At 71.8% G+C, this 23,647-nt stretch carries 25 protein-coding genes and 1 pseudogene; 14 read left to right on the forward strand and 12 right to left on the reverse strand.

Annotated elements, in window-relative coordinates; genetic code table 11:
* Positions 1–10 precede the first annotated feature (10 nt).
* From EUA94_RS12565 to EUA94_RS12580, 5 genes and pseudogenes are all read right to left on the reverse strand, one after another.
* Positions 11–1,021 carry an App1 family protein gene (locus tag EUA94_RS12565; RefSeq protein WP_129427220.1) on the reverse strand — a complete coding sequence of 337 codons (1,011 nt, stop codon included), beginning with the start codon at positions 1,019–1,021 and terminating at the stop codon, positions 11–13.
* A 5-nt stretch (positions 1,022–1,026) separates the two neighbouring features.
* Entirely contained in the window at positions 1,027–2,019 is a 993-nt protein-coding gene (locus tag EUA94_RS12570) for an aldo/keto reductase (RefSeq protein WP_129427221.1), read from the reverse strand.
* Between the two features lie 30 nt (positions 2,020–2,049).
* Complete coding sequence (locus EUA94_RS22710) at positions 2,050–2,358, reverse strand: NAD-dependent epimerase/dehydratase family protein (RefSeq protein WP_242494840.1); 309 nt, start codon at positions 2,356–2,358, stop codon at positions 2,050–2,052.
* A 142-nt stretch (positions 2,359–2,500) separates the two neighbouring features.
* Positions 2,501–2,962, reverse strand: a pseudogene (locus EUA94_RS23130) (NAD-dependent epimerase/dehydratase family protein); the annotation flags it as partial.
* Positions 2,959–3,618, reverse strand: coding sequence for a phosphatase PAP2 family protein (locus tag EUA94_RS12580; protein ID WP_165356882.1), 660 nt, complete (start codon positions 3,616–3,618; stop codon positions 2,959–2,961). The gene EUA94_RS12580 and the pseudogene EUA94_RS23130, both read right to left, overlap by 4 nt.
* 215 nt (positions 3,619–3,833) lie before the next feature.
* On the opposite strand from EUA94_RS12580, the gene EUA94_RS12585 reads away from it, so the two are divergent.
* The 3 genes from EUA94_RS12585 to acs all read left to right on the forward strand — a co-directional run bounded on the left by EUA94_RS12585 (position 3,834) and on the right by acs (position 7,860).
* Positions 3,834–4,202, forward strand: a complete 369-nt coding sequence (locus tag EUA94_RS12585) for a DUF485 domain-containing protein (RefSeq protein WP_242494842.1) — start codon at positions 3,834–3,836, stop codon at positions 4,200–4,202.
* Positions 4,199–5,806, forward strand: coding sequence for a solute symporter family protein (locus tag EUA94_RS12590; RefSeq protein WP_129427223.1), 1,608 nt, complete (start codon positions 4,199–4,201; stop codon positions 5,804–5,806). The genes EUA94_RS12585 and EUA94_RS12590 overlap by 4 nt, the downstream gene beginning before the upstream one ends.
* Positions 5,807–5,904: 98 nt before the next feature.
* Positions 5,905–7,860: an acetate--CoA ligase gene (gene acs, locus EUA94_RS12595; RefSeq protein WP_129427224.1), complete on the forward strand. Its 1,956-nt coding sequence runs from the start codon at positions 5,905–5,907 to the stop codon at positions 7,858–7,860.
* A gap of 89 nt (positions 7,861–7,949) precedes the next feature.
* Here acs and EUA94_RS12600 read toward each other — a convergent pair whose 3' ends face one another.
* A complete protein-coding gene (locus EUA94_RS12600; RefSeq protein WP_129427225.1) occupies positions 7,950–8,381 on the reverse strand; it encodes a VOC family protein in 432 nt (143 codons plus the stop codon).
* A gap of 70 nt (positions 8,382–8,451) precedes the next feature.
* Between EUA94_RS12600 and EUA94_RS12605 the strand changes: the two genes are divergently transcribed.
* Together EUA94_RS12605 and EUA94_RS12610 are read left to right on the forward strand one after the other, a co-directional pair.
* Positions 8,452–9,255 carry an S-methyl-5'-thioadenosine phosphorylase gene (locus tag EUA94_RS12605; protein ID WP_207210528.1) on the forward strand — a complete coding sequence of 268 codons (804 nt, stop codon included), beginning with the start codon at positions 8,452–8,454 and terminating at the stop codon, positions 9,253–9,255.
* On the forward strand, positions 9,252–10,301 hold the full coding sequence (locus tag EUA94_RS12610; protein WP_129427227.1) for an NAD-dependent epimerase/dehydratase family protein: 1,050 nt from the start codon (positions 9,252–9,254) through the stop codon (positions 10,299–10,301). Before EUA94_RS12605 ends, EUA94_RS12610 begins: the two co-directional genes overlap by 4 nt.
* Positions 10,302–10,351: 50 nt before the next feature.
* Here EUA94_RS12610 and EUA94_RS12615 read toward each other — a convergent pair whose 3' ends face one another.
* The gene (locus tag EUA94_RS12615; protein ID WP_129427228.1) at positions 10,352–11,692 is read right to left on the reverse strand and encodes a hypothetical protein; all 1,341 of its coding nucleotides are present in this window, start codon (positions 11,690–11,692) and stop codon (positions 10,352–10,354) included.
* A 113-nt stretch (positions 11,693–11,805) separates the two neighbouring features.
* Here EUA94_RS12615 and EUA94_RS12620 point away from each other — a divergent pair, with 113 nt between their 5' ends.
* Genes EUA94_RS12620 through EUA94_RS12650 form a run of 7 tightly spaced genes read left to right on the forward strand, consistent with a single transcriptional unit; the run spans position 11,806 to position 17,153 of the window.
* Positions 11,806–12,462, forward strand: coding sequence for a glycosyltransferase family 2 protein (locus tag EUA94_RS12620; protein ID WP_129427229.1), 657 nt, complete (start codon positions 11,806–11,808; stop codon positions 12,460–12,462).
* Positions 12,459–13,109, forward strand: a complete 651-nt coding sequence (locus EUA94_RS12625; RefSeq protein WP_129427230.1) for a TIGR04282 family arsenosugar biosynthesis glycosyltransferase — start codon at positions 12,459–12,461, stop codon at positions 13,107–13,109. Before EUA94_RS12620 ends, EUA94_RS12625 begins: the two co-directional genes overlap by 4 nt.
* On the forward strand, positions 13,106–13,744 hold the full coding sequence (locus EUA94_RS12630) for a class I SAM-dependent methyltransferase (RefSeq protein WP_129427231.1): 639 nt from the start codon (positions 13,106–13,108) through the stop codon (positions 13,742–13,744). The genes EUA94_RS12625 and EUA94_RS12630 overlap by 4 nt, the downstream gene beginning before the upstream one ends.
* Positions 13,741–14,910 (forward strand): molybdopterin-dependent oxidoreductase, encoded by a 1,170-nt coding sequence (locus tag EUA94_RS12635; protein WP_207210529.1) that lies wholly within the window; start codon positions 13,741–13,743, stop codon positions 14,908–14,910. Before EUA94_RS12630 ends, EUA94_RS12635 begins: the two co-directional genes overlap by 4 nt.
* Positions 14,907–15,320, forward strand: coding sequence for a hypothetical protein (locus EUA94_RS12640; protein ID WP_129427232.1), 414 nt, complete (start codon positions 14,907–14,909; stop codon positions 15,318–15,320). The genes EUA94_RS12635 and EUA94_RS12640 overlap by 4 nt, the downstream gene beginning before the upstream one ends.
* A gap of 4 nt (positions 15,321–15,324) precedes the next feature.
* A complete protein-coding gene (locus tag EUA94_RS12645; protein WP_129427233.1) occupies positions 15,325–16,011 on the forward strand; it encodes a response regulator transcription factor in 687 nt (228 codons plus the stop codon).
* Entirely contained in the window at positions 16,008–17,153 is a 1,146-nt protein-coding gene (locus EUA94_RS12650; protein WP_129427234.1) for a sensor histidine kinase, read from the forward strand. Before EUA94_RS12645 ends, EUA94_RS12650 begins: the two co-directional genes overlap by 4 nt.
* Before the next feature lie 161 nt (positions 17,154–17,314).
* On the opposite strand, the gene nhaA is transcribed toward EUA94_RS12650, so the two are convergent.
* A complete protein-coding gene (gene nhaA / locus EUA94_RS12655; RefSeq protein WP_207210530.1) occupies positions 17,315–18,775 on the reverse strand; it encodes a Na+/H+ antiporter NhaA in 1,461 nt (486 codons plus the stop codon).
* A 95-nt stretch (positions 18,776–18,870) separates the two neighbouring features.
* Between nhaA and EUA94_RS12660 the strand changes: the two genes are divergently transcribed.
* Positions 18,871–19,275, forward strand: coding sequence for a phage holin family protein (locus EUA94_RS12660; protein ID WP_129427235.1), 405 nt, complete (start codon positions 18,871–18,873; stop codon positions 19,273–19,275).
* A gap of 225 nt (positions 19,276–19,500) precedes the next feature.
* Here EUA94_RS12660 and EUA94_RS12665 read toward each other — a convergent pair whose 3' ends face one another.
* Genes EUA94_RS12665 through nth form a run of 4 tightly spaced genes read right to left on the reverse strand, consistent with a single transcriptional unit; the run spans position 19,501 to position 22,704 of the window.
* Entirely contained in the window at positions 19,501–20,676 is a 1,176-nt protein-coding gene (locus tag EUA94_RS12665; protein ID WP_129427236.1) for a MarP family serine protease, read from the reverse strand.
* Positions 20,677–20,678: 2 nt separating this feature from the next.
* Positions 20,679–21,431, reverse strand: a complete 753-nt coding sequence (locus tag EUA94_RS12670; protein ID WP_242494843.1) for an NUDIX hydrolase — start codon at positions 21,429–21,431, stop codon at positions 20,679–20,681.
* The gene (locus tag EUA94_RS12675; RefSeq protein ID WP_129427237.1) at positions 21,428–22,051 is read right to left on the reverse strand and encodes a TlpA family protein disulfide reductase; all 624 of its coding nucleotides are present in this window, start codon (positions 22,049–22,051) and stop codon (positions 21,428–21,430) included. Before EUA94_RS12675 ends, EUA94_RS12670 begins: the two co-directional genes overlap by 4 nt.
* On the reverse strand, positions 22,048–22,704 hold the full coding sequence (gene nth, locus EUA94_RS12680; protein WP_129427259.1) for an endonuclease III: 657 nt from the start codon (positions 22,702–22,704) through the stop codon (positions 22,048–22,050). The genes EUA94_RS12675 and nth overlap by 4 nt, the downstream gene beginning before the upstream one ends.
* Before the next feature lie 245 nt (positions 22,705–22,949).
* Between nth and EUA94_RS12685 the strand changes: the two genes are divergently transcribed.
* On the forward strand, positions 22,950–23,627 hold the full coding sequence (locus EUA94_RS12685; protein WP_129427238.1) for a Crp/Fnr family transcriptional regulator: 678 nt from the start codon (positions 22,950–22,952) through the stop codon (positions 23,625–23,627).
* Positions 23,628–23,647: the final 20 nt, after the last annotated feature.

The raw sequence follows: 23,647 nt of genomic DNA on the forward strand, positions 1-23,647 counted from the left end.
CCATTCTCGATCACAGCAGGCCGAGGCTCGTCGCGTGCCGGCGGATGACGTCGGAGTCCGCGGCGAGGACGAACGGCACGGCCGTGCCCCAGGCATCGGACACCTTCTCCACGCGCCCGTCGCCGGGGTCGAGCCGGACCTCGCGGATGTAGACCGCGAGGATGCGATCCGGGTGGTCGCGCACGATGTCGGCGTAGATCTCGGGGTCCTTCTCACCGGAGTCGCCGAGGAGCACGAACGACAGGTGAGGGTGGAGGTCCAGGACCTCCCGGATCCTGGCGTGCTTCTGCTCGCGCCCGGCCCGGTTGCCGAGCAGGTCGCGCAGCAGGATCGGTCCGAGCGGGAAGCCGCGGTGCCGCAGGAAAGCCAGCAGGAAGGCGTGGAGGTTCCACGGGCTCGACGAGACGTAGAAGACGGGGTTCACGTCCGCCGCCAGGTCGCGGTAGAGCTCCGGCGCCCCGGGGAACGCCGTCCGCGTGAGGGCCGAGCCGGTGAAGGTCTGGACGACCATCCGTAGCGCCCGCTGCACGCCGGTCTCGAGGATCGTGTCGTCGACGTCGGAGATCACCCCGAACCGCGCATCGGCGGAAGGCACCCGCACCTCCACCTCGGCCTGCGCAGAGGTGACGCCGCGGTAGTCGCCGCGGAGCTCGATCGTCCCCGTGGTCCAGGGCGAGACAAGCGCAGCGGCCGGCAGCTGGACGCGGAAGTAGCCCTCGCCGTCGGTCTCGGTGTCGACGCTCGCCCCCGCCACCGTGACCCGGAGCGGCACACTCGGCAGCTCGGTCGTCACGAAGTGCCCGAGCGTACGGAGGGCCGCGGCGCGGACGCCCTCGCCCTCCTCGGCCTCCGTCCCGAGCCGGTTGTCGAGCACCCTGCCACGTACGACGACACCGGCCGGACCGCCGTGGCCGATGTAGGCCTCGATCCGGAAGTGCGCAGGGGGCTTGGCCTCGGAGCGCCGCAGCCGGGCGGCGTCCCACTTCCGTTCGGCCGCGACGACCCACCCCTGGACGTTCATCGCGCCTACCAGCGCCCGTGCACCTGCGCGCGGATGCGCTCGTCGTACAACGACGCGACACCCTCGAGCAGGGACTCCGGCAGCGCGCCGACCGAGCCGGCGGCGGCGTTGGACCGCGCCTGCTCCTCGTTGCGCGCGCCGGGGATGACCGTGGTGACGCCCGGCAGCTGGCAGATCCAGGCGATCGCGGCCTGCGCCGGCGTCACGTCGGAGAGGTCGCGGTCGACGAGCCGGGCGAACTCCTGCGCGGCCTCCACGCCGGTCGCGTAGTCGACGCCGGAGAAGGTCTCGCCGACGTCGAACGCGCTGCCGTCGCGGTTGTAGGTGCGGTGGTCGTCCGCGGCGAAGGTCGTGTCGAGGCCGTACTTCCCCGACAACAGGCCCGAGGCCAGGGGCACGCGGGCGATGATGCCGACGCCCGCAGCGGCGGCGGCCGGGAGCACCTCGTCGAGGGGCTTCATCCGGAAGGCGTTGAGGATGATCTGGACGCTCGCGACGTGGGGGCGGGCGATGGCGCTCAGCGCCTGGTCGGCGGTCTCGACGCTGACGCCGTACGCCGCGATGACCTGCTCGTCGACGAGGCGGTCGAGCACGTCGTACGTCGCGTCGTCGTCGATGACCTCGCTCGGCGGGCAGTGCAGCTGGACGAGGTCGATGGTGTCGACGCCGAGGTTGCGGCGCGAGCGGTCGAGCCAGGCGCGGAAGTTGGCCTCGACGTAGTTCGCCGGCACCTGCTCCTCACGCCGGCCCATCTTGGTCGCGACGGTGAAGCCGGCATCGGCGTGGTCGGCGACGAAGCGGCCGACGATCTGCTCGCTGCGGCCGTCGCCGTAGACGTCGGCGGTGTCGTAGAACGTCACGCCGGCCTCGGCCGACGCCTCGAGCACGGCGCGCGCGTCGTCCTCGCTCACGTCACCCCAGTCGGCGCCGAGCTGCCAGGTGCCGAGGCCGACGACGGAGGCGGAGAAGGGGGTGCGGGGGAAGCGGCGTGACTCCATGGAGGCTCCAGGGATGGTGGTGGGGGATGGTCAGGAGCGCAGGCCGGCGCGGAGCTCGGCGAGCGCGTCGTCGAGCGAGACCTGCGGCGTCCAGCCCCAGCCGCGGGCCCGGTCGGCGCGGATCTGCCCGGTCCAGGCGGGCTTGTCGTCCCAGGTCGGCTCGAGGCCGAGGGTGTCGGTGATCGCGCCGAGGTAGTCGCGCTGCGTGGCGGCGTCGCCACTGGCCACGTTGACCGGCGTGCACCCGCCGATGACCGGACCCGCAGACACGTCGTCGCGCACCGGGATCGCCCCGGTGGCCACGTCCGCGATGATCGCGGCCAGGTCGTCGGCGTGCACCCAGGCGAACGTCTGGTCGGCGATCGAGTGGCGCCGCGACTCGTCCTCGGCGACGGCCGCCGGCCGCCGGCCGCACGGTGTTCCACACCGAGGACTCGCCCGGCCCGAGGATCGCCGGCGGGCGCACCAGGACACGGGTCGTGCCGCCGAGCCGTTCGAGCGCCGCGTCGATGTCGCGCTTGACCACCCCGTAGTCGGGCGAGTCGTCGGCGACCAGCGCGGAGTCCTCGGCGATGTCGCCGGCCTCGGGACTGCGGTCGTACACACCTGCAGTGGAGACGTGCACGATCAGCGGGACGCCTGCTTCACCGGCTGCCTCGGCGATGACGAGCGTGCCGTCGAGGCCGATGCGGCGCTGCTCGTCGCGGTCGCCGCCGAGCGGGTGGACGGTCGTCACGAGGACGTCGGTGCCCGCCACGACCTCGGCCGCGAAGGCCGGGTCGCCGAAGTCACCGACGTGCTCCTCGACCCCGCCCAGCTGCGGCGCGGCCCCGGCGCGGCGTACGACCGCGCGCACGGTCGCGCCCCTCGCGCTGAGCGCGGCCACGGCGTGGCTGCCCACGAGTCCGTTGGCTCCGGTCACGACGACGATGGGTGCAGTCATGCCTCCACCCTGTCAGGGCGGGGCACGACGACGTACGCCACCACCGCCACCCACAGCGGCGCGAAGACCAGGCTGGTGAACACGTCGGTCGGGTGGTGGGCGCCCTCGTAGAGCCGCGACGGCGCCACGATCACCGGCGCGAGGAACAGGACCCAGGCCCAGCGGCGCGAGGCGGGCACGGTCCGGAACAGGTAGATGGCGAGCGCGCAGTAGACGACGATCGACGTCGCCACGTGACCGGACGGGAAGCTGTGGTCGGGCACCAGGCCGGGGTCGAGGATCTCGACCGGCGGCCGGTCGCGGGTGATCAGGGCGGTGACGATCAGGTAGAGCACGAGGGTGCCGCCGACGAGCACCGCGAAGTAGACGAGCGGTCGGCGCGAGTGCTGCGTACGCCAGAGCACGAGGGCCGCGACCGCCGCGACGATGACCCCGACGATGGTGTCGGCGACGTGACTGCCCCACGCGGCGAGGAACTCCCCGGTGGGCGTACGCCGCTCGGCGATCCACCGCTCGACGCTGTCGTCCCACGGGTCCACGGTCGACTCCAGCGGGTGGGTGAGCACCCACCCGATCGCAAGGACGCCCAGGAGCAGGACGATCCAGGCAATCGCGAGGATGCGGGCGTCGTCGCGCGTGCGCCGGTTGGTGTCCACGGGCTGAAGCGTCCCACCACCGGGACGGCCGGCGTCAGTCCCGAAGGGGTGAGCCGCGCGGACCGCTCGTCGTACGACACCGACCGCCCACCGATCCGGCCCGTCCATCGGCCGACCGCCGCGCGCGGCACCCTGCCGCGGCCGGTGTGACGAGTGCCACGGTGACGGCGGTCACACACATGTGGCCGTCATCCCTTGTGCGAGAGGACGAAGCCGTGACCACCGAGGCACCAGACCAGGCAGCCCGCCACGATCCGGTCTATGACCGGCTGCACGAATCCAGTGAGTTCGTCGAGCTGAGGAAGCGCTACCGCGGCTTCGTCATCCCGGCCACCGTGGCCTTCCTGGCCTGGTACCTGCTCTACGTCGTCATGTCGAACTGGGCCGGCGGCTTCATGGCCACCCAGGTCGTCGGCCACATCAACGTCGCGCTGGTGTTCGGGCTGCTCCAGTTCGTGACCACCTTCGGGCTGGCGTACATGTACAGCCGCTACTCCAACGCCAAGCTCGACCCGCTGGCGCGCAACCTCGAGCAGGCCTACCGCGACGAGGTCGGGACGACCGGGAAGCGGGGCCAGGCATGAGCGACCAGTTCCTCACCACGTTCCTCTTCCTCTCCGTCGTCGCACTGACGGTCGGGATCACCTTCTGGGCGAGCCGCCAGACCAAGACGGCCGCCGACTTCTACTCGGGCGGACGCTCGTTCTCGGGCTTCCAGAACGGCCTGGCCATCGGCGGCGACTACATGTCGGCCGCGTCCTTCCTCGGCATCTCCGGTGCCATCGCCGTCTACGGCTACGACGGCTTCCTCTACTCCATCGGCTTCCTCGTGGCGTGGCTCGTCGCGCTGCTCCTTGTCGCCGAGATGCTGCGCAACGCCGGTCGCTACACGATGGCCGACCAGCTCGCCTTCCGGATGAACCAGCGCAAGGTCCGCACCGCGGCGTCGATCTCGACCGTCGTCGTCTCGATCTTCTACCTGCTGGCCCAGATGGTCGGTGCAGGCACCCTGGTGGCGCTGCTGCTCGGTGTCGACAGCCAGGCGATCAAGAACATCACCATCATCGGCGTCGGCGTCCTGATGATCTTCTACGTCGTCGTCGGCGGCATGAAGGGCACGACCTACGTGCAGATCACCAAGGCCGTGCTGCTGATGCTCGGCTCGGCGCTGATCGTGGTGCTGGTGCTCGCGAAGTTCAACTTCAACCTGTCCTCGCTGCTCGGCGCCGCTGCCGACAACTCGGGCAAGGGCGAGGCTTTCCTCCAGCCGGGTCTGCAGTACGGCGCCACGCTGACGTCGCAGATCGACTTCCTGTCGCTCGGACTGGCCCTGGTGCTCGGCACCGCCGGCCTGCCGCACATCCTGATCCGCTTCTACACGGTCCCGACGGCGCGCGACGCGCGGAAGTCGGTGCTGTGGGCGATCGGCCTGATCGGCGCCTTCTACCTGATGACGCTGGTGCTCGGCTTCGGTGCCGCGGCCCTGCTCGACCGCGATGTGATCGACCCGGTGGCCGGGGGCAACCAGAACCTCGCCTCCCCGCTCCTCGCCGAAGCCGTCGGCGGCGGAGCCGGCTCGACCGGTGGCGCAGTGCTGCTCGCCCTGATCGCGGCGGTCGCCTTCGCGACCATCCTCGCGGTGGTGGCCGGACTGACGCTGGCCAGCTCCTCGTCGGTGGCGCACGACCTCTACAAGGGCGTGCTCAAGAAGGACCAGGACGTCAGCGAGAAGGACGAGGTGCGGGTCGCCCGCATCGCCGCCTTCGCGATCGGCGCCGTGGCCATCCTGCTGTCCATCCCGGCCCAGCGACTCAACATCGCCTTCCTCGTGGCCCTCGCGTTCGCGGTGGCGGCGTCGGCGAACCTGCCGGCGATCATCTACAACATGTTCTGGCGTCGCTTCAACACACGCGGTGCCACGTGGAGCATCTACGGCGGCCTCATCTCCGCCGTGGGTCTGGTGCTGCTGTCGCCCGTCATGTCGGGCCTGCCCACCTCGATGTTCCCCGACTCCGACTGGGCGATCTTCCCGCTCAACAACCCCGGCATCGTCTCGATCCCGCTGGGCTTCCTGCTCGGCTACATCGGCACGATCTCCAGCCGGGAGCCGTCGGCGGAGGACCGCTTCACCGAGCTCGAGGTCCGCGCACTGACCGGTGCGGGCGCCGAGGGCGCCACGCACCACTGATCGATCACCACCGGGTTGGTTCACCCGTGACCCCCTCGCCGGGCCGCTGTAGGTTCGGCGAGGGGGCACCCCCGTTCCACGTCATCGAGGAGAGCGCCTTGTCCGACCAGACCCTGTCGAACCTGTCCCGCGAGGAGCGCCGCTTCGATCCTCCTGCCGGTCTCGCCGCCGACGCCAACGTCAAGGAGGAGGCGTACGCCCGTGCCGACTCCGACCGTGAGGCGTTCTGGGCCGAGGCCGCCGACCGGCTCGACTGGGGCCAGAAGTGGGACCAGGTCCTCGACTGGTCCAACCCGCCGTTCGCCAAGTGGTTCGTCGGCGGCACCCTCAACGCCTCGGTCAACTGCGTGGACCGCCACGTCGACGCCGGCAACGGCGACAAGGTCGCGCTCCACTGGATCGGTGAGCCTGAGGACGACACCCGCGACATCACGTACTCCGACCTCAAGGACCTCGTGTCCAAGGCGGCCAACGCGCTCACCGACCTCGGCGTCACGAAGGGCGACCGGGTCGCGATCTACATGCCGATGATCCCCGAGGTCGTCGTCGCGATGCTCGCCTGCGCCCGCCTCGGCGCCCCGCACACCGTGGTCTTCGGCGGCTTCTCCGCCGACGCCCTCGCCTCCCGCCTCGCCGACTGCGACGCCAAGGTCGTCATCACGTCCGACGGTGGCTACCGCCGCGGCTCGGCCAGTGCGCTCAAGCCCGCGGTCGACGAAGCCGTCGAGAAGACCGGCGACCTCGTGCGCCACGTGCTCGTCGTCCGGCGTACGGGCCAGGACGTCGCGTGGGACGACAGTCGCGACGTGTGGTGGCACGACGCCGTCGACGGCGCGTCGGCCGACCACGAGGCCGAGATGCACGACTCCGAGCACCCGCTGTTCGTGATGTACACGTCCGGCTCCACCGGAAAGCCCAAGGGCATCCTGCACACCACCGGCGGCTACCTCACCGGCACGTCGTTCACGCACTGGGAGGTCTTCGACCTCAAGCCCGAGACCGACGTCTACTGGTGCACTGCCGACGTCGGCTGGGTGACCGGCCACAGCTACATGGTCTACGGCCCGCTCGCCAACGGCGCGACGCAGGTGATGTACGAGGGCACGCCCGAGAAGGGCCGCTGGTGGCAGATCATCCAGGACCTCAAGGTGACGATCTTCTACACCGCGCCGACCGCGATCCGGACCTTCATGAAGCAGGGCCGCGAGATCCCCGACGGCTACGACCTGACCTCGCTCCGGCTGCTCGGCTCGGTCGGTGAGCCGATCAACCCCGAGGCCTACATCTGGTACCGCGAGGTCATCGGCGGCGAGCGCTGCCCGATCGTCGACACCTGGTGGCAGACCGAGACCGGCCAGATCCTGATCAGCCCGCTGCCAGGGGTTACGGCGGGCAAGCCGGGCAGTGCCATGAAGGCGCTGCCCGGCGTGGCCATCGATGTCGTCAACGACGAGGCGCAGTCGGTCGGCAACGGCAACGGCGGCTACCTCGTCATCCGTGAGCCGTGGCCCGCGATGCTGCGCACCCTGTGGGGCGACGACCAGCGGTTCAAGGACACGTACTGGTCGCGCTGGGAGGGCCTCTACTTCGCAGGTGACGGTGCGAAGCTCGACGAGGACGGCGACATCTGGCTGCTCGGCCGCGTCGACGACGTGATGAACGTGTCGGGCCACCGCCTCTCGACGACCGAGATCGAGTCGGCGCTCGTGTCGCACCCCAAGGTCGCCGAGGCGGCCGTCGTGGGCGCGGCCGACGAGACCACGGGCCAGGCCGTCTGCGCCTTCGTCATCCTGCGCGAATCCGCCGGCGACGGCGGTCCCGACATCGTCGAAGAGCTCCGCAAGCATGTGCAGAAGGAGATCGGCGCGATCGCCAAGCCGCGCCAGATCATGGTCGTGCCCGAGCTGCCCAAGACCCGCTCCGGCAAGATCATGCGCCGTCTGCTCAAGGACGTCGCCGAGCACCGCGAGGTCGGCGACGTGACCACCCTCGCCGACTCGACGGTCATGGACCTGATCAAGGACAAGGAAGGCTCGGCGGCCTCCGAGGACTGACCGCCCGCTCCTGGGGTATCTAGGGACGAAATCGTTGGCGAAGTGGCCTTCCGGCCTACGAGATCGTCCCTAGATAGCGAGTGCGCCCGTCAGCCGAGGGGCGCGGTCAGCTCGACGTTGATGTCGTCGGGGTCCTGGATCGAGAGGATCGCGATCCCCGCGTCTGCGAGGTCGATGATCTCGCCGTGCTCGATGCCGGCGTCGGCGAGCGACGCACGCGCGGACTCGAGGTCGTCACGCGACGCGACGGCGAAGCTGACGTGGTCGAGACCGGTCTCGTCGGCGTCGAAGCGGGTGCTCCCGACGGGGCGGAGGCCGAAGAGCGTCCCCTGCGGGGTCTGGTAGACGACACCGCCGAAGAACTCCTCCACGGACTCGCGCACCCCCGGCTCGTCGACGCGGTCCGAGCTGTCGACCGCCGTCGGCCAGCCGAAGAGCTGGTCGTAGAACTCCTTGGACCGGGCGATGTCGGTCACGGTGAGGCGGACATGGGCGAAGCCGGAGCTGGATACGAGTGCCATTCCTCGAACGTACCCACGCCGCCACAACACCATACGGCTCCGGTTGGCGGCCCATCTCTAGGGTGTGCACGTGGCCGACTCTCCTCGCGCCGACGTCGCCGTCATCGGCGGCACCGGCTTCTACTCCTTCCTCGCAGACGCGACCGAGCACGTGGTCGAGACGCCGTACGGCGACCCGTCGGCGCCAATCGCCATCGGCGAGGTGGCCGGTCGACGGGTGGCCTTCGTGCCGCGGCACGGCGCCCACCACGACTTCCCGCCGCACGCGATCCGCTACCGCGCGAACGCGTGGGCGCTGCGCGCGATCGGCGTACGCCAGGTGCTGGCGCCGTGCGCCGTCGGCGGGCTCCGGGACACCGTTGCTCCCGGCGACCTCGTCGTGCCGGACCAGCTCGTCGACCGCACGCACCGCCGGATCGGGTCGTACGTCGAGTCGGGTGCCGTGCACCTGCCCTTCGCCGATCCCTACTGTCCCGGCGTCTCGTCGGCCCTCGCCGGCGCCGACCCGGACGTCCGCAGCGGCGGCACGATGGTCGTCGTCGAGGGCCCGCGCTTCTCGACCCGCGCGGAGTCGCAGCACTACGCCGCGCAGGGCTGGGACCTGATCAACATGACCGGCGCACCCGAGGCACAGCTGGCCCGCGAGATGGGCCAGTGCTACGCCCCGCTCGCGCTGGTGACCGACATGGACGCCGGCGCCGAATCGGGCACGGGCGTCGGCCAGGAGGACGTCTTCGACCTCTTCCGGTCCAACCTCGAGCGGCTCACCGGCATCCTCACCGCGGCCGTCGAGGCTCTGCCCGATCCGACCGGATGCACCTGCGCCACCTGGTCCGACGGGATCGAGCTGACCTACGAGGTGCCCGGCTCGTGAGGGTGCTGCTGACCGGCTCGGCCGGTTTCATCGGGTCCGCGATCGGGCGGCGGCTCGAGGCGGCCGGGCACGAAGTGGTCGGCGTCGACCTGATGCTCGCCTCGGCCCACGGCTCGTCGGTGCCGCCGGCCGGGACGCTCCAGCTCGACGTACGCGACGCGGGATCGGACGCCTGGTCCGACGCGCTGCGCGGGGTCGATGCGGTGTGCCACCAGGCCGCGCTCGTCGGTGCCGGCGTACGCGTCGCGGACCTGCCCGACTATGCCTCGCACAACGACGTCGGCACCGCCGCGCTCCTGGTCGCGATGCACGACGCGGGCATCGACCGGCTGGTGCTCGCGTCCTCGATGGTCGTCTACGGCGAGGGCCTCTACGCCTGCCCCGACCACGGCCCGCAGCTGCCGCCGCCGCGGCCGGTCGCCGCGATGGAGGCCGGCGACTTCGACAACCACTGTCCCGTCTGCGACGGCCCGCTCGACTGGCAGCTCGTGCCGGAGGACGCGCGGCTCGACCCGCGCAGCAGCTATGCCGCGAGCAAGCTCGCGCAGGAGCACTACGCCTCGTCGTGGGTACGCCAGGCCGGTGCCGCCGCGGTGGCGCTGCGCTACCACAATGTCTACGGCCCGATGATGCCGCGCGACACCCCCTACAGCGGTGTGGCAGCGATGTTCCGCTCGTCGCTCGAGCGCGGCGAGGCGCCGCAGGTCTACGAGGACGGCGGGCAGATGCGCGACTTCGTCCACGTCGACGACGTGGCCCGGGCCAACGTGCTCGCGCTCGAGTCCGTCGTCGCCGGCCCGACGCTGCGCTGGTCGACGTACAACGTCTGCTCGGGACGCCCGGTGACGATCCTCGACGTGGCCACCCGCGTCGCCGAGGGCACCGGTCGCGACATCGCGCCCGAGGTGACCGGAGGGTTCCGGTCCGGGGACGTACGCCACGTCGTCGCCTCCCCCGCGCTGGCGACGAGCGAGCTGGGCTTCACCGCGGAGATCGGACCGGACGAGGGGCTGCGGGCCTTCGCCACCGCGCCCCTGCGGGCCTGACTGGTCGAGTGCGCGGCCCCGCGGCAGGTGCTACCGCGAGCGCACTCGACTCACCACGAGGTGTAGAGCAGGTGCTCGACCAGCAGAGCGGTGAGCACCTGCAGCGCCAGCCCCCAACGGCGCCAGCCACCGGGCAGCAGTGCCAGCGAGAGCGTCAGCCACGGCACGAACGGCAGCCAGATCCGCTCGACCTCGGCCTTCGACATGCGGCTCAGGTCGGCGACGACGATCGTGAGCGCGGCCGCACCGGCGAGCACCGCGACGGTCCGCGCGCCACCGGTGTGGCGCCGCGCGACGACCGCGAGCCCGGCGCCGAGGAGTGGACCGGCCGAGACGAGGAGGGCACCGAGGTTGCCCCAGACCCAGTAGGAGAAGGGACGCGTCGAGGCGATGCCGTCCCAGTAGCGGTCGACCAGCACGGGGTACGCCTCCCACCACGAGAAGCCGAGCGCCGCGAAGGCCAGCACCACCGCGATGGCGGTGGCCGCAGCGACCGGCAGCGGCCACCACGAGCGCGCCAGCCAGAGCACGGCGAGCGCCAGGATCCCCAGCAGCGGCAGGCCGTACGAGCTCATCACGCACCACCCCAGCAGCAGTCCGGCGACGACGCCCCAGCCGAGCAGCCCACCGCGGCCGACCGCCCGCGCCGATGCTGCCAGCGCGGCCAGGCCCCAGGCGGCCAGCGCGGCGAAGAGCGCGTCGCCGGAGACCGCGAGGAACACCGCGGCCGGCGACAGCACCAGGAAGGGAGCCGCTAGGCGGGCCCATCGCTCGGCGTCGAGCAGGCGCAGGGTCGTCATCGTGGCCAACGGGATGGTCGCTGCGATCGCGACGACGACCAGCGCTGCCGCGAGTGAGCCGCCGAGACCGATGCGCACCAGTGCGACGTGGAGCAGCGCCGCCCCCGGCGGGTGGCCTGCCAGGTGGATCGGCCAGTTGTCCGGCGCGGAGTACGGGATGCGGTCGACGTAGCCCTGCAGCAGCGCGGGGATGTCGGTGACCTGCCGCGCGGTGACCAGGTACTCGTCGGGGCTCGTCATCACCCGCGTCAGCCCGACCTCGCCGTCGACCAGCGCCAGCGCGACCAGCCACGCCAGCCCGACGGCGTACGACACCAGCAGCAGGCGGCGCCACGACAACGTCCGGGCGATCGCCTCGCCGCGCCACACGCCCGCCGCGGCGAGCAGGACGGCGAGCACGCTGGTCGGCGAGGCCCGGAGGTCGACGAACCCGTGCAGCGGCGGCAGCCCGAGCCGGTCGCTGCGCGCGTCGACGTCCCAGCCGGCGAGCGGCGGCACGGCGAAGGAGAGCGCCAGCAGCACCAGCGCGACGGCCAGACCGATGGCGGCGCGACGGCCGGTGCGGGCCTCGTCGGTGGTCGCGTCGCTCATGCCGTCAACCCTAGGGACGCGGGGCGCCGAGTCCCGCCCGCGCACCGGATGTCACAGGTCCGTAAGGGTGAGAACCATGGCTCGCGCCGGTCGCTGTGGTTAGCGTCCAAAAGGTGCCTACCTGTGATCTCGTCCTCCCTTGTCGCGACGAAGGCCCTGCCCTGCAAGCGCTGCTGCCGAGGGTGCCGGCCGCGTTCGCGGTGATCGTCGTCGACAACGGATCGCGGGACGACACGGCCGTCGTGGCCCGCGAGCTGGGTGCCCGCGTGGTCACCGAGACGACGCCCGGGTACGGCGCCGCGGTGCACGCCGGCATCGAGGCGGCGACCGCCGACTACGTCGCGGTCATGGACGGGGACGGCTCCTTCGACCCCGCCCAGCTCCTCCCGCTCCTCGCCGACGTCGCGTCGGGCCGCGCCGACATCGCCGTGGGTCGACGTCGTCCGGTGCAGCGCGGGGTCTGGCCGTGGCACGCGCGGGCCGGCAACGCGCTGATCACCGCCTGGCTGCGCCGCCGCATCGACATGGACGCCCACGACATCGCGCCGATGCGGGTGTGCCGGCGCGAGGCGCTGCTCGGCCTCGGCCTGCAGGACCGCCGGTTCGGCTACCCGGTCGAGCTGCTGCAGGCGATCACCCTCGCCGGCTGGCGGGTGAGCGAGCACGACGTCGACTACCACCCGCGCGCCGCGGGCACGAAGTCGAAGGTGTCCGGCTCGGTGAGCGGGACCCTGCGGACCGCGCGCGACTTCGGAAAGGTCCTGCGATGAAGGTGCTGCTGGTCGCCAAGGCGCCTGTCGCGGGCCAGGTGAAGACCCGCCTCGGCGCGCTGGTCGGCCACGACGTGGCCGCCGACCTCGCCGCGGCTGCCCTGCTCGACACGATCGACGCCTGCCGCGAGTCCGGTGCCGATGGCCACCTCAGCCTGGCCGGCGAACTGTCCGACGCTGTGCGGGGTGCGGAGATCCGGGCCGCCCTGGACGGCTGGACGATCACGCCCCAGGTCGGCGACGGGTTCGCCGAGCGGCTCGTACGCTCCCACGCCGATGTCGGTCCCGGGCTCGTCGTACAGATCGGGATGGACACCCCGCAGGTGACGGCCACGGCTCTGCACGAGGTCGCGGACGCGATGGCCGGACACGACGCTGTGCTCGCCCCTGCGACCGACGGCGGCTGGTGGGCGCTCGCCCGCCGCGACGCGGAGGTCGTACGCCCCCTGGCGCAGGTGCCGATGTCGACCGGGACCACCTGCGCCGACACCCGGCGAGCACTCGAGCGGGCAGGCGCCCGGGTCGCGCACGCTCCCGCGCTGACCGACGTCGACACCCTCGACGACGCCGACCTCGTGGCCGGGCTCGCACCGACCACGCGGTTCGCCGAGGCCTGGCGGGCCCTCCGGGCGGGGGTGGCGTCGTGATCGAGCAGTCCTTCAGCGAGGTCTTCGCCAGCGCACTCGACGGCGCACCCACGGTCGTCGTGGGCATCGGCGACCGGCCGACGACCCTCCCGGTCCACCTCTGGAGCCGGACGGCCGACCGGTCGGACCACACGCTCCTCGCCCTGTGTGACGGGCCGACCCTCGACGTCGGCTGCGGCCCGGGCCGACTGACCGAGGCCCTCGCGACGCGCGGGCACATCGTCCTCGGCATCGACGTCGTCCCGACCGCCGTGATGATGACGCGGGAGCGCGGCGTGCCGGCCCTGCAGCGAGACGTCTTCGACCGGCTCCCCGGCGAGGACCGCTGGCACACCGTCCTGCTCGCCGACGGCAACATCGGCATCGGCGGCGACCCGCTCCGGCTGCTCCAGCGGGTCCGCACGTTGCTGGCGACCGGTGGCCGGGTCGTCGTCGAGCTCGGTGAGCCCGGTACCGCGGTCGTGAGCTGCTGGGCGGCACTCGAGGCCAACGACCGCCGGAGCCGGCCCTTCCGCTGGGCCACGCTCGGGGTCGACGACATCGGCCGGGTCGCCGCGACAGCGGGCTTCGACGTGCCGCACATCCACCGGTTCGGCGACCGCTGGGCCGCCGTCCTGACCGAGGTTGCACCATGACGCCGCGACTCGCTCCCCCGACGCCGGAGATGTTCACCTCGCGCCTCCGGTCACCGGCGGTGACCGCGCGGGTCGGGCTGTGGCTGGGCATCGCCTTCGGTCTCTGCTTCGTCACCGGGCTGATCAGCCACTACGCCCAGCAGCCGTCGCACCCGATCCCGTTCCCGACCAGCCCGAGCTGGGGCTACCGCCTCACCCAGGGGCTCCACGTCACCTCCGGCGTCGCCGCGATCCCGCTGCTGCTGGTGAAGCTGTGGTCGGTCCTGCCGAAGCTCTTCGAGGGCCTCCCGCTCCGCGACCCGCGTGCGCTGCTCCTGACGGGGCTCGAGCGCGCGTCGATCACCGTGCTCGTGGCCGCGTCGATCTTCCAGCTCGCCACCGGCCTGTTCAACGCGGCCCAGTGGTATCCCTGGACCACCTTCTCCTTCCGCACCACCCACTACGCGATCGCGTGGGTCGCCATCGGCGCCCTGGTGCTGCACATCGCGGTCAAGCTGCCGATCATCCGCGACGCGCTGACCAGCGACATCGAGGTCGTCACCCACGACCGCGCGACGGCGACGAGCCCCGGACCGCTGTCGCGCCGCGCCCTCGTGCGTACGACCTTCGCCGCCGCCGGGGTTGCCGTCCTCGCGACCGCCGGCAGCACGGTGCCCTGGCTGCGCCGGGTCTCCGTGTTCGCCGTCCGCACGGGCGAGGGACCGGGCGGGGTGCCGATCAACAAGTCCGCTCGCGCAGCCCGGGTCGAGGAGTCCGCGATGTCGCCCGACTGGCGGCTGGACGTCGTGGTCGGCGGGACCACGACCTCGTTGACGTACGCCGACCTCCGGGCGATGCCGCAGCACACCGTCGACCTGCCGATCGCCTGCGTCGAGGGCTGGAGCGCACAGGGCACCTGGTCGGGCGTACGGCTGGCCGACGTGCTCCGCCTCGCCGGGGCGACCACGGACCGAGAGGTCGCCGTCACGTCCTTGCAGCAGGCAGGCGCCTTCCGCCGCACGACGCTCCCGGCGAACTTCGCCGCCGACGACCGCACCCTCCTCGCGCTCGACCTGTCCGGGGAGCAGCTGTCGCTCGACCACGGCTTCCCGTGCCGGCTGATCGCCCCCAACCGGCCCGGCGTGCTGCAGACCAAGTGGGTCTCCCGGCTGGAGGTGGACGCATGAGGACGCGACTTCTGATCGGTGCTTGCGGCGCCGTGATCGCGCTGTACGGAGCCTTCCTCGAGCTGTCGCGACAGGATGCCGGCCAGTGGCTCGAGGTCGGCATCTGGTTCGGCGCGGGGGTCGCGGGGCACGACGCCGCCCTCTCGGCGCTGGTGATCGGGGTGTGCCTCCTCGGGTCCCGACTGCTGCCCGAACCGTGGCGCGCGCCAGCGACGATCGCGCTCGTCGTGTGGGGCACCGTGACCGTCGTGGCCGTGCCGGTGCTGACCCGCGCGGGCGCCCGCGCCGACAACGCCACGCTGCTCGATCGTCCCTATCTCGCGACGTGGTGGGCGATCAGTGCCATCGTGGTCGTGCTCGTGGCGGTCGCCGGGCTCGTCCGATCCCGCCGCCCACGTGCGCGGGAGTGAGTCGATGGCCAACGTTCTCGTCGTGGACGACGACGCCACAGTCCGCGAGGTCGTCGTCGACTACCTCCGGGCCGCCGGCCACGAGGTCCGCGAGGCGACCGACGGACCGGGCGCCCTGGCCGCCGTACGCGACGCGCGGGCCGACCTCGTCGTGCTCGACGTGATGATGCCGGGCCTCGACGGCCTCGAGGTGTGCCGCCGGTTGCGGGTCGCCTCCGACGTACCCATCGTGCTGCTCACCGCCCTCGGCAGCGAGCAGGACCGCGTGGTCGGCCTGGAGATCGGCGCCGACGACTACGTCACCAAGCCGTTCAGCCCGCGCGAGCTGGTGCTGCGCGTCGACTCGATCCTGCGGCGCTCGTCCGCCGGGCTCGACACCGACGTGCCCACCGTGCTCGCCGACGGCGGCCTCGTCGTCGACCGCGCCCGCCGGCTCGTGACGCTCGACGGGCAGGAAACCTCCCTGACGACGCGGGAGTTCGACCTGCTGGCCTTCCTGGTCTCGCACCCGGGCATCGCCTTCTCCCGCGACGACCTGCTCCAGCAGGTGTGGGGCTGGTCGTTCGGCGACCAGTCGACCGTGACCGTGCACGTCCGCCGGCTGCGCGAGAAGGTCGAGCCCGACCCCACCAACCCGGTGCGGCTCCTGACCGTGTGGGGAGTCGGCTACCGATGGGAGACCACGCCATGAGCGACCTCACCGAGATCTGGGCGGTCGCGATCGGCAGCGGGGTCGCCGTAGGCCTGCTCGGACTGCTGGCCGGGTGGGTCCTGCGCCACCGCTCCCTGCGCTGGCAGCTCGCGGTCGTCGGCGTCGTCACCACCCTCACCGTCCTGCTCGGCGTGCAGGCGATCTCGCGCCGGATGCTGATCTCCGACCACGACCGCTCGGTCGTGCTCATCGTCACCAGCGCCGCCGCGGTCGTGTCGCTGGCCGTCGCGCTGGTGCTCGCCACCGCGCTGGTCCGGTGGTCGCAGTCGCTGCGCGAGGACGTACGCCTCATGGGTCCCGGCGGCAGCATCGTCGCCGAGCGCCGCGGGCCGACCGAGTTCCAGGCCCTGGCGTCCGACCTCGCCTCCGCGAACCAGCGCCTCGCCGAGGCGCGCGAGCGAGAGCAGCGGCTCGAGGAGTCGCGGCGCGAGCTGGTGTCGTGGGTCTCGCACGACCTCCGTACGCCGCTCGCCGGGATCCGAGTGATGGCCGAGGCGCTCGAGGACGGCATCGCCTCCGACCCGGCCCGCTACCACCGCCAGATCCGCGGCGAGGTCGACCGGATGGTGCTCATGGTCGACGACCTCTTCGAGCTCTCCCGCATCCACGCCGGCCAGCTCGTCGTACAGCCGCAGCCGATCGCCGTCGGCGACCTCGTCAGCGAGGCCATCGCCGCCGCCGACCCGGTGGCCCGCGCCCGGCGCGTGCACCTCGGCGGCGAGGTGCCCCACGGCCTGCAGGTCGATGCCGACCCCGCCGGGCTCTCGCGCGTGCTGGCCAACCTCATCGTCAACGGCATCCGGCACACGCCGGCCGACGGCTCCGTCCACGTCCTCGCCCGCCCAGTCGACGGCGGCGTCGAGCTCGCGGTCACCGACGGCTGCGGCGGCATCGCCGACGACGCTCGCGAACGGCTCTTCGAGGTCGGCTACCGCGGCACCTCCGCGCGTACGCCCGAGCCCCCCGAGGTGCAGGACATCCACACCGCGCGCGCCGGGCTCGGCCTCGCGATCGTCAAGGGGATCGTCGAGGCCCACCACGGCCAGGTGGCGGTCGAGAACGTCCTGACACCCACCGCCGGCCCCGCCGGCTGCCGCTTCCGGGTCGTCCTCCCCACCTGACCCACCCCGGGCCGTCCCCGGGTCGTCCTCCCCACCTGACCCACCCCCGGGCCGTCCCCGGGTATCTAGGGACGAAATGGTGGGCGGAACGGCCCTCCGACCTACCAGATCGTCCCTAGATACCCCGAGACCTGAGGACGCGGCGTACGCGAGAGCGGGCCTCAGCCGTCCACCACGTCCTCAGGTATCGGCTTGGTGGAGACGAGGAGCACGACGACGCCGACGACCGCGGCGACGAGCGAGGCCAGCAGGATGGCGATCTTCGCCTCCTCGGTCAACAGGTCGGCGCCGGGGAAGGACAACCCGGCGATGAAGATCGAGACCGTGAAGCCGATGCCGCCGACCGCGCCGAGGCCGAGGACCATCGGCCAGGACGTGCCGTCGGGCAGCCGCCCCAGCCCCAGGCGTACGGCCGCGAACGACGCCAGGAAGATGCCGACGGGCTTGCCGAGCACGAGCCCGAGCATGATGCCGAGGCCCACCGGTTCGGTGAGGACCTGGCCGATCGCGCCGAGCTCGACGCCGGCGTTGGCGAGCGCGAAGACCGGCAGCACGACGTACGCCGACACCGGGTGCAACCTGCTCTGCAGGCGCTCGACGACCGACACCGACTCCTTCATCAGGAACCGCATCCGGGCCAGCTCGTCGGCGTCGAGGTGGCGGTCGCGGAGCGCGTCGGTGGCGTAGCCGCGAGCGACCTCCTCGTTGAGCAGCGGGCGCGCGGGCGCCAGCAGGCCGATCGCGACGCCGGCCAGGGTCGCGTGCACGCCCGACTGGAGCAGCGCGAACCACAGGACGACGCCCACGACGGCGTAGAACACGGTCGTCCAGATCTTCAACTGCTTGGCGATGGCCATCACGCCGAGCAGGCCGATCGCCAGCGCGAGCCAGCCGAGGGAGAGGTCGGAGGTGTAGAACACCGCGATCACCAGGATCGCGCCGATGTCGTCGACGATCGCCAGCGTCAGCAGGAAGAGCCGCGCGGCCGACGGGATGCGCCGCCCCAGGATGCCGAGCACCCCGACCGCGAAGGCGATGTCGGTGGCCATCGGGATGCCCCAGCCAGCACTGCCGTCGCTGCCGGGCGGGTTGAGCGCGAGGTAGAGCCCGGCCGGCACGACCATCCCGCCGATGGCGGCGATGATCGGGAGCGCGGCGGTCTTCGGGTCGCGCAGGTCGCCGTTGACGAGCTCGTACTTGATCTCCAGCCCGACGACGAAGAAGAAGACCACCATGAGGGCGTCGTTGACCCAGTGCTGCAGCGACTCGTCGAGGTGCAGCGGCCCGACGTCGAGGACGAGGTGGGTGTGCCACAAGGAGTCGTACGACGCCGCCCACGGGCTGTTGGCCCACACGAGCGCGACGGCCGCGGCGAGGAGCAGCAGGAGCGAGCCGGCCGCCTCGACCCGGAGGAACTCGCGCACGGGCCGCGCGACGAGCCGGGCCAGCGGACGGTTGCTGGCGCTGTAGACCGGGCCGGTCTCCCAGAGGTCGTCGCCGGGACCCGGTGAGTGGGGGTCATGCGGGGGTGAGGCCATGGACTGGCGCATCCCTTCGGGGTGGTCGGGGTACCGCATGACCGCGACTACACCGTCGCGGGCCGACCAGACTTCCCGGCTCACCTACGGCCCAGTCTAGACGGACCCGTGGGCACGCGGAGGCCGTTGGTAGGGTCGCAGCCGTCAGCTCACCGGCGTACACCGAAGGACCGCTCCACATGGCGAACGAACCGATCAAGGACACAGATCCGACCCTCGGCAAGCTCGTCATGGACGCGCAGCGCGACATCTCGACGCTCATCTCCAAGGAGATCGAGCTCGCCAAGAGCGAGCTCAAGGTCAGCGTCAAGCACGGCGGCCTCGGCCTCGGCCTCTTCGGCGCGGCGGCCTTCCTCGGGCTGCTCGCGATCATCATGCTGTCGGTCTCGCTGGCCTACTTCATCCACTGGAACGGCTCCGGCCTCGACCTCCACTGGGCGTTCCTGATCGTCTTCGCGCTCTACCTCCTGATCGCCGGCCTGCTCGCCTTCATCGGGATCAAGCAGGTCAAGCAGGTCAAGGGCCCGGAGAAGGCGATCAAGCAGGGCAAGCGGATCCCCCAGGCCCTCAAGGGCAAGGGCTGACGCTCCCCCGCCCGCTCCCGTTGGAGCGGTGATCCAGCCACCTTGCGGCGGCCAGGAATGTGGCTCCACCACCGCCAGGGTCGCGGCGGCGTACGACACACCGGTCGGGCGGTGATCCAGCCACACTCGCGCGCGGAGAAATGTAGCTCCACCACCGCTCGGGGGATCTCGATACGGCGGCTCGTTCCTCGCCACCTACTCGATCACCACAGGAGGCGCGAGCGGTCAGCGCACGCAGGTGCCGGTGTCGACCGGCGCGTCGCGGGTCACGCCGGCGGCGGCGGACTCGGCGACCTGGCCCGCGGTGAGCGCGTAGCCGGTGTCCTTGTCGCTGACCGAGGCCGCGAAGACCATCCCGGCGACATCGCCGCCGGAGGTCACGATCGGGCCGCCCGAGTTGCCGGGGCGGATCAGCGCCCGCAGCGAGTAGACCTGCCGGATCACGGTGCCCTCGCCGTAGATGTCGGGCGAGCGCAGCCGCTGCTGCGAGCGGATCCGGCCGGTCTCGACGTCGTACGGCCCGTCCTCGGGGTAGCCCAGCACTGCGACGTTGTCGCCGGGTTCGGCCTCGGTGTCGAACTGGAGATGCGGCGTGCCGGTGTCGGGCAGGGCGAGCACGGCGATGTCGAGGTCGGCGTCGTACAGCACCACCGACGCGACGACCGTCGTGCCGCCCACCTCCACCTCCGGCCGGGTCACGCCGGCGACGACGTGGGCGTTGGTCATCAGCCGGCCCGGGGCGTAGAAGAAGCCGGTGCCCTCGACGCCGCTGCCGCAGCCATTGGTGCCGCGGACCTTGACCACGCTCCCCTGCGCCGCGACCACGTCGGGGTCGGTGAGCATCCGGCGGTCGCCGGGCTTGACCGCGACGATCCGCTCCGGAGCGAAGGGCTCGAGGTAGCGCGGGAAGAAGGTCGTGCCGACCACGTTGTTGAAGGCCTGCAGCACCTTGCTCGAGTCGGCGGGCAGAGTCGTGTCGACCTTGGCCAGGATGGCCGAGTCGCGCACGAGCGGGGTGATGCCGCCGATGCGGGTGCCGGAGACGGCAACGCCGAGTGCCCAGGCAACCAGGAGCACGGCGACGGCGCTGAGGGCGGATCCCCCGACGGCGTCGACGGCACGGATCGGCTGCCAAGTGATGCGTGCCCGGATCCGGGCACCGACGTACTGGAAGATCGCCTGCCCGAGCGAGGCCGAGACGATCACGATGAAGAGCGCGCCCAACGAGACCCACAGCGACGGGGCCGCGTCGCCGAGCGCGAGGGGGGCGACCCAGATGCCGAGCAGGCCGCCCAGCAGCAGGCCTGCGGTCGCGAACGCGCCGGTGATGAAGCCCTGCCAGTAGCCCGAGAGGGCGTAGACGCCCACGAGTGCGAGCAGGCACCAGTCGAGGACGTTCACTGCTACTCCTCGAGCTTGGTGTTCTGCTGCGGATTGTCCGCGAGGTCGGTCCCTCGCAGCACACCCTGCAGCATGTGGTCCGGCAGGTCACGCACCCGCGCCCGGTCCCAGTCCTCGCCCCACCCGAGGTAGGAGAAGAGTCGGGCGATGATGCCGGCGGTGAAGCCCCACAGGATGACGTCGCGCTCGGGGCCGATGAGGAAGCCCGGACCGGTCCAGCCGCTGGGGTGGCGGACGTTGATCCGGTTCTCGGGATCGAGCAGGTCGGCGATGGCGACGTGGTGGATCTCGTGCACCTCGTCGGGGCTCGCGATCCGCACCTCGCCGGGATCGCGCCAGTAGCCGAGGATCGGCGTCACCGCGAAGTTGCTCGGCGGCAGCCACAGCTCGGGCAGCTCGCCGAACACCTCGACCTCGGAGGGCTCGAGCCCGATCTCCTCGTACGCCTCCCGCAGCGCCGCCTGCTCAGCGGTCTCGCCGTCGTCGAGCGAGCCTCCCGGGAAGGACACCTGGCCCGGGTGCGAGCGCATGTGGTGGGCGCGCTCGGTCAGCAGCAGCTGGCCACGGTGGGCGAGGTCGTCGGGCCCCGGATCGGAGGTGGTGGGGTCGGCGTCGCGGTCGGCGAAGACCATCAGCACCGCGCCGCGCCGCGGGTCGCTGTCCTCCGGCGGCATGAAGCGGGTGAGCTCGTGGACCGTGATCGACGACGCGGCCTCGACGACCGGCCCGAGCCATCCGGGCAGGTTCTTCTTCACAGGGTGATCCCGAGGTGCTGGGCGACCAGCTCCTTGACCTCGTCCAAGGAGTCGACGCCGCCCGACGCCTGGCCGGTGACGGTCCCGTCGGCGTCGACGAAGAGGAAGACCGGCAGCCCGCGACGGGCGATCGCGAAGACGTCCTCGGTCATCAGGTCGCCGCCCGGGTCGGCGATCGACGGGTAGGTCACCCCGGTCTCCTCTGCCAGCGCGAGAGCGGCGGCCGGCTGCACGTCGTTGAAGTCGATGCCGATCACGGCCACCTGGTCGCCGTACTCCTGGTGGAAGGCCTCCAGCGCCGGCATCTCGAGGCGGCACGGCTCGCACCGGGCCTGCCACAGGTTGATGACAGCGGGTCCGCGCAGCGACGCGAGCTCGACGTCGGGACCGCCGCCCAGGCACGGCAGCGTCACCGCCGGCAGCCCGCCCGCGACCGCCTCTCCGGTGCCGGGCTCGCAGTCGAGCATCCCGATCCGGTCCTTGGCGGCGCGCAGCTCGGGGGTGTCGACCTGCACGTCGGGAGGGCGTACGACGATGCCGTCTCCACTCATCGACGACCAGGCCATCGCGCCCGCCGCGACGCAGGCGACGAGCAGCACCGCGACGAACAGCTTCCTCATGCGGGCCCCTGCGTGGTGACGAGCTTCTCCGCCTCGATCGGATCGGTCGGACCGGCGCCGAAGGACGGGCACAGCTTGGCGATCGGGCAGGCGCCGCAGGCGGGCTTCTTGGCGTGGCAGCGACGGCGGCCGTGCCAGATGAGGTGGTGGGACAGCATCGTCCAGTCGCGCTTGGGGAAGAGCGCGGCGACGGCGTGCTCGACCTTGACCGGGTCGGTCTCCTCGGTCCAGCCGAAACGGCGGGCCAGCCTGCCGAAGTGCGTGTCGACGGTGATCCCCGGCAGGCCGAACGCATTGCCCAGCACGACGTTGGCGGTCTTGCGGCCGACGCCCGGGAGCTTGACGAGGTCGTCGAGGCGGGCCGGCACCTCGCCGTCGTACGACTCCACGAGCGCTTGGCTGAGCTTGAGCAACGAGTCGGTCTTGGCGCGGAAGAAGCCGAGCGGGCCGAGCAGCTGCTCGAGGTGCTCACGCGGGGCCGCCGCCATCGCCTGGGGAGTGGGGTAGGCCGCGAAGAGGGCCGGGCTCGCGGCGTTGACCCGGCGGTCCGTGGTCTGCGCCGACACCACCGTCACGACGAGGCACTCGAAGGCGTTGGTGAAGTCGAGCTCGGCCGCGGCGTCGGGGTAGGTCTCGGCGAGGATCCGGTCCATCCGGCGCGCCCGGCGCACCAGTGCCGTGTCGGGCTTGATCGTCTCGCTCGCGGCAGCCACGGGCCCAGCGTACGGTCCGCCGCCGACACCCCGGGGGGTGGCCGCGGAGCAGGTGGAGATCAGGCGGGAGTGGGGAGAGTCGCTTTTGTGACCCGGACCACGGCTAGGATCATCCCGATCCCGCGGGGCCACACAGGGCTCCGATCCAGGACATCGCACGGGGCGCACCTACATGGAGGAATGACGTGGACAACGACGTGCTTCGGCAGGCACCGCTGTTCAGCTCGCTCGACGACGAGGCAGCGACCGCCCTGGGCGGCTCCATGGCGGAGACGACGCTGCGCCGCGGCGAGGTCCTCTTCCATGAGGGCGACTCGGGCGACAAGCTCTACGTCGTCACCGAGGGCAAGGTGAAGCTCGGCCGGTCCGCGTCCGACGGCCGCGAGAACCTCCTCGCCATCATGGGTCCCGGCCAGATGTTCGGCGAGCTCTCGCTCTTTGACCCGGGCCCGCGCTCGGCCACCGTCACGGCCGTCACCGACGCCACCTTCGCCTCCCTCTCCCACCAGGACCTGCTGAAATGGCTCGACGGCCGCCCGCAGGTCGCCCGCGGCCTGCTCTCGCAGCTCGCCGGCCGCCTCCGCAAGTCCAACGACGTCGTCGCCGACCTCGTCTTCTCCGACGTCCCGGGCCGCGTCGCCAAGGCGCTGCTCGACCTCGCCGACCGCTTCGGTCGCACCGCTGACGACGGCGTCCACGTCCACCACGACCTCACCCAGGAGGAGCTCGCCCAGCTGGTGGGCGCCTCCCGCGAGACGGTCAACAAGGCGCTCGCCGACTTCGCGTCGCGCGGCTGGCTGCGCCTGGAGCCGCGCTCCGTGGTGATCATGGACCTCGAGCGCCTGTCCCGCCGCGCCCGCTGAATCTTTTCTGCTCCGGCTGA

Origin of the sequence: Nocardioides zhouii (assembly GCF_004137345.1) — a bacterium.
Taxonomy (GTDB): domain Bacteria; phylum Actinomycetota; class Actinomycetes; order Propionibacteriales; family Nocardioidaceae; genus Nocardioides; species Nocardioides zhouii.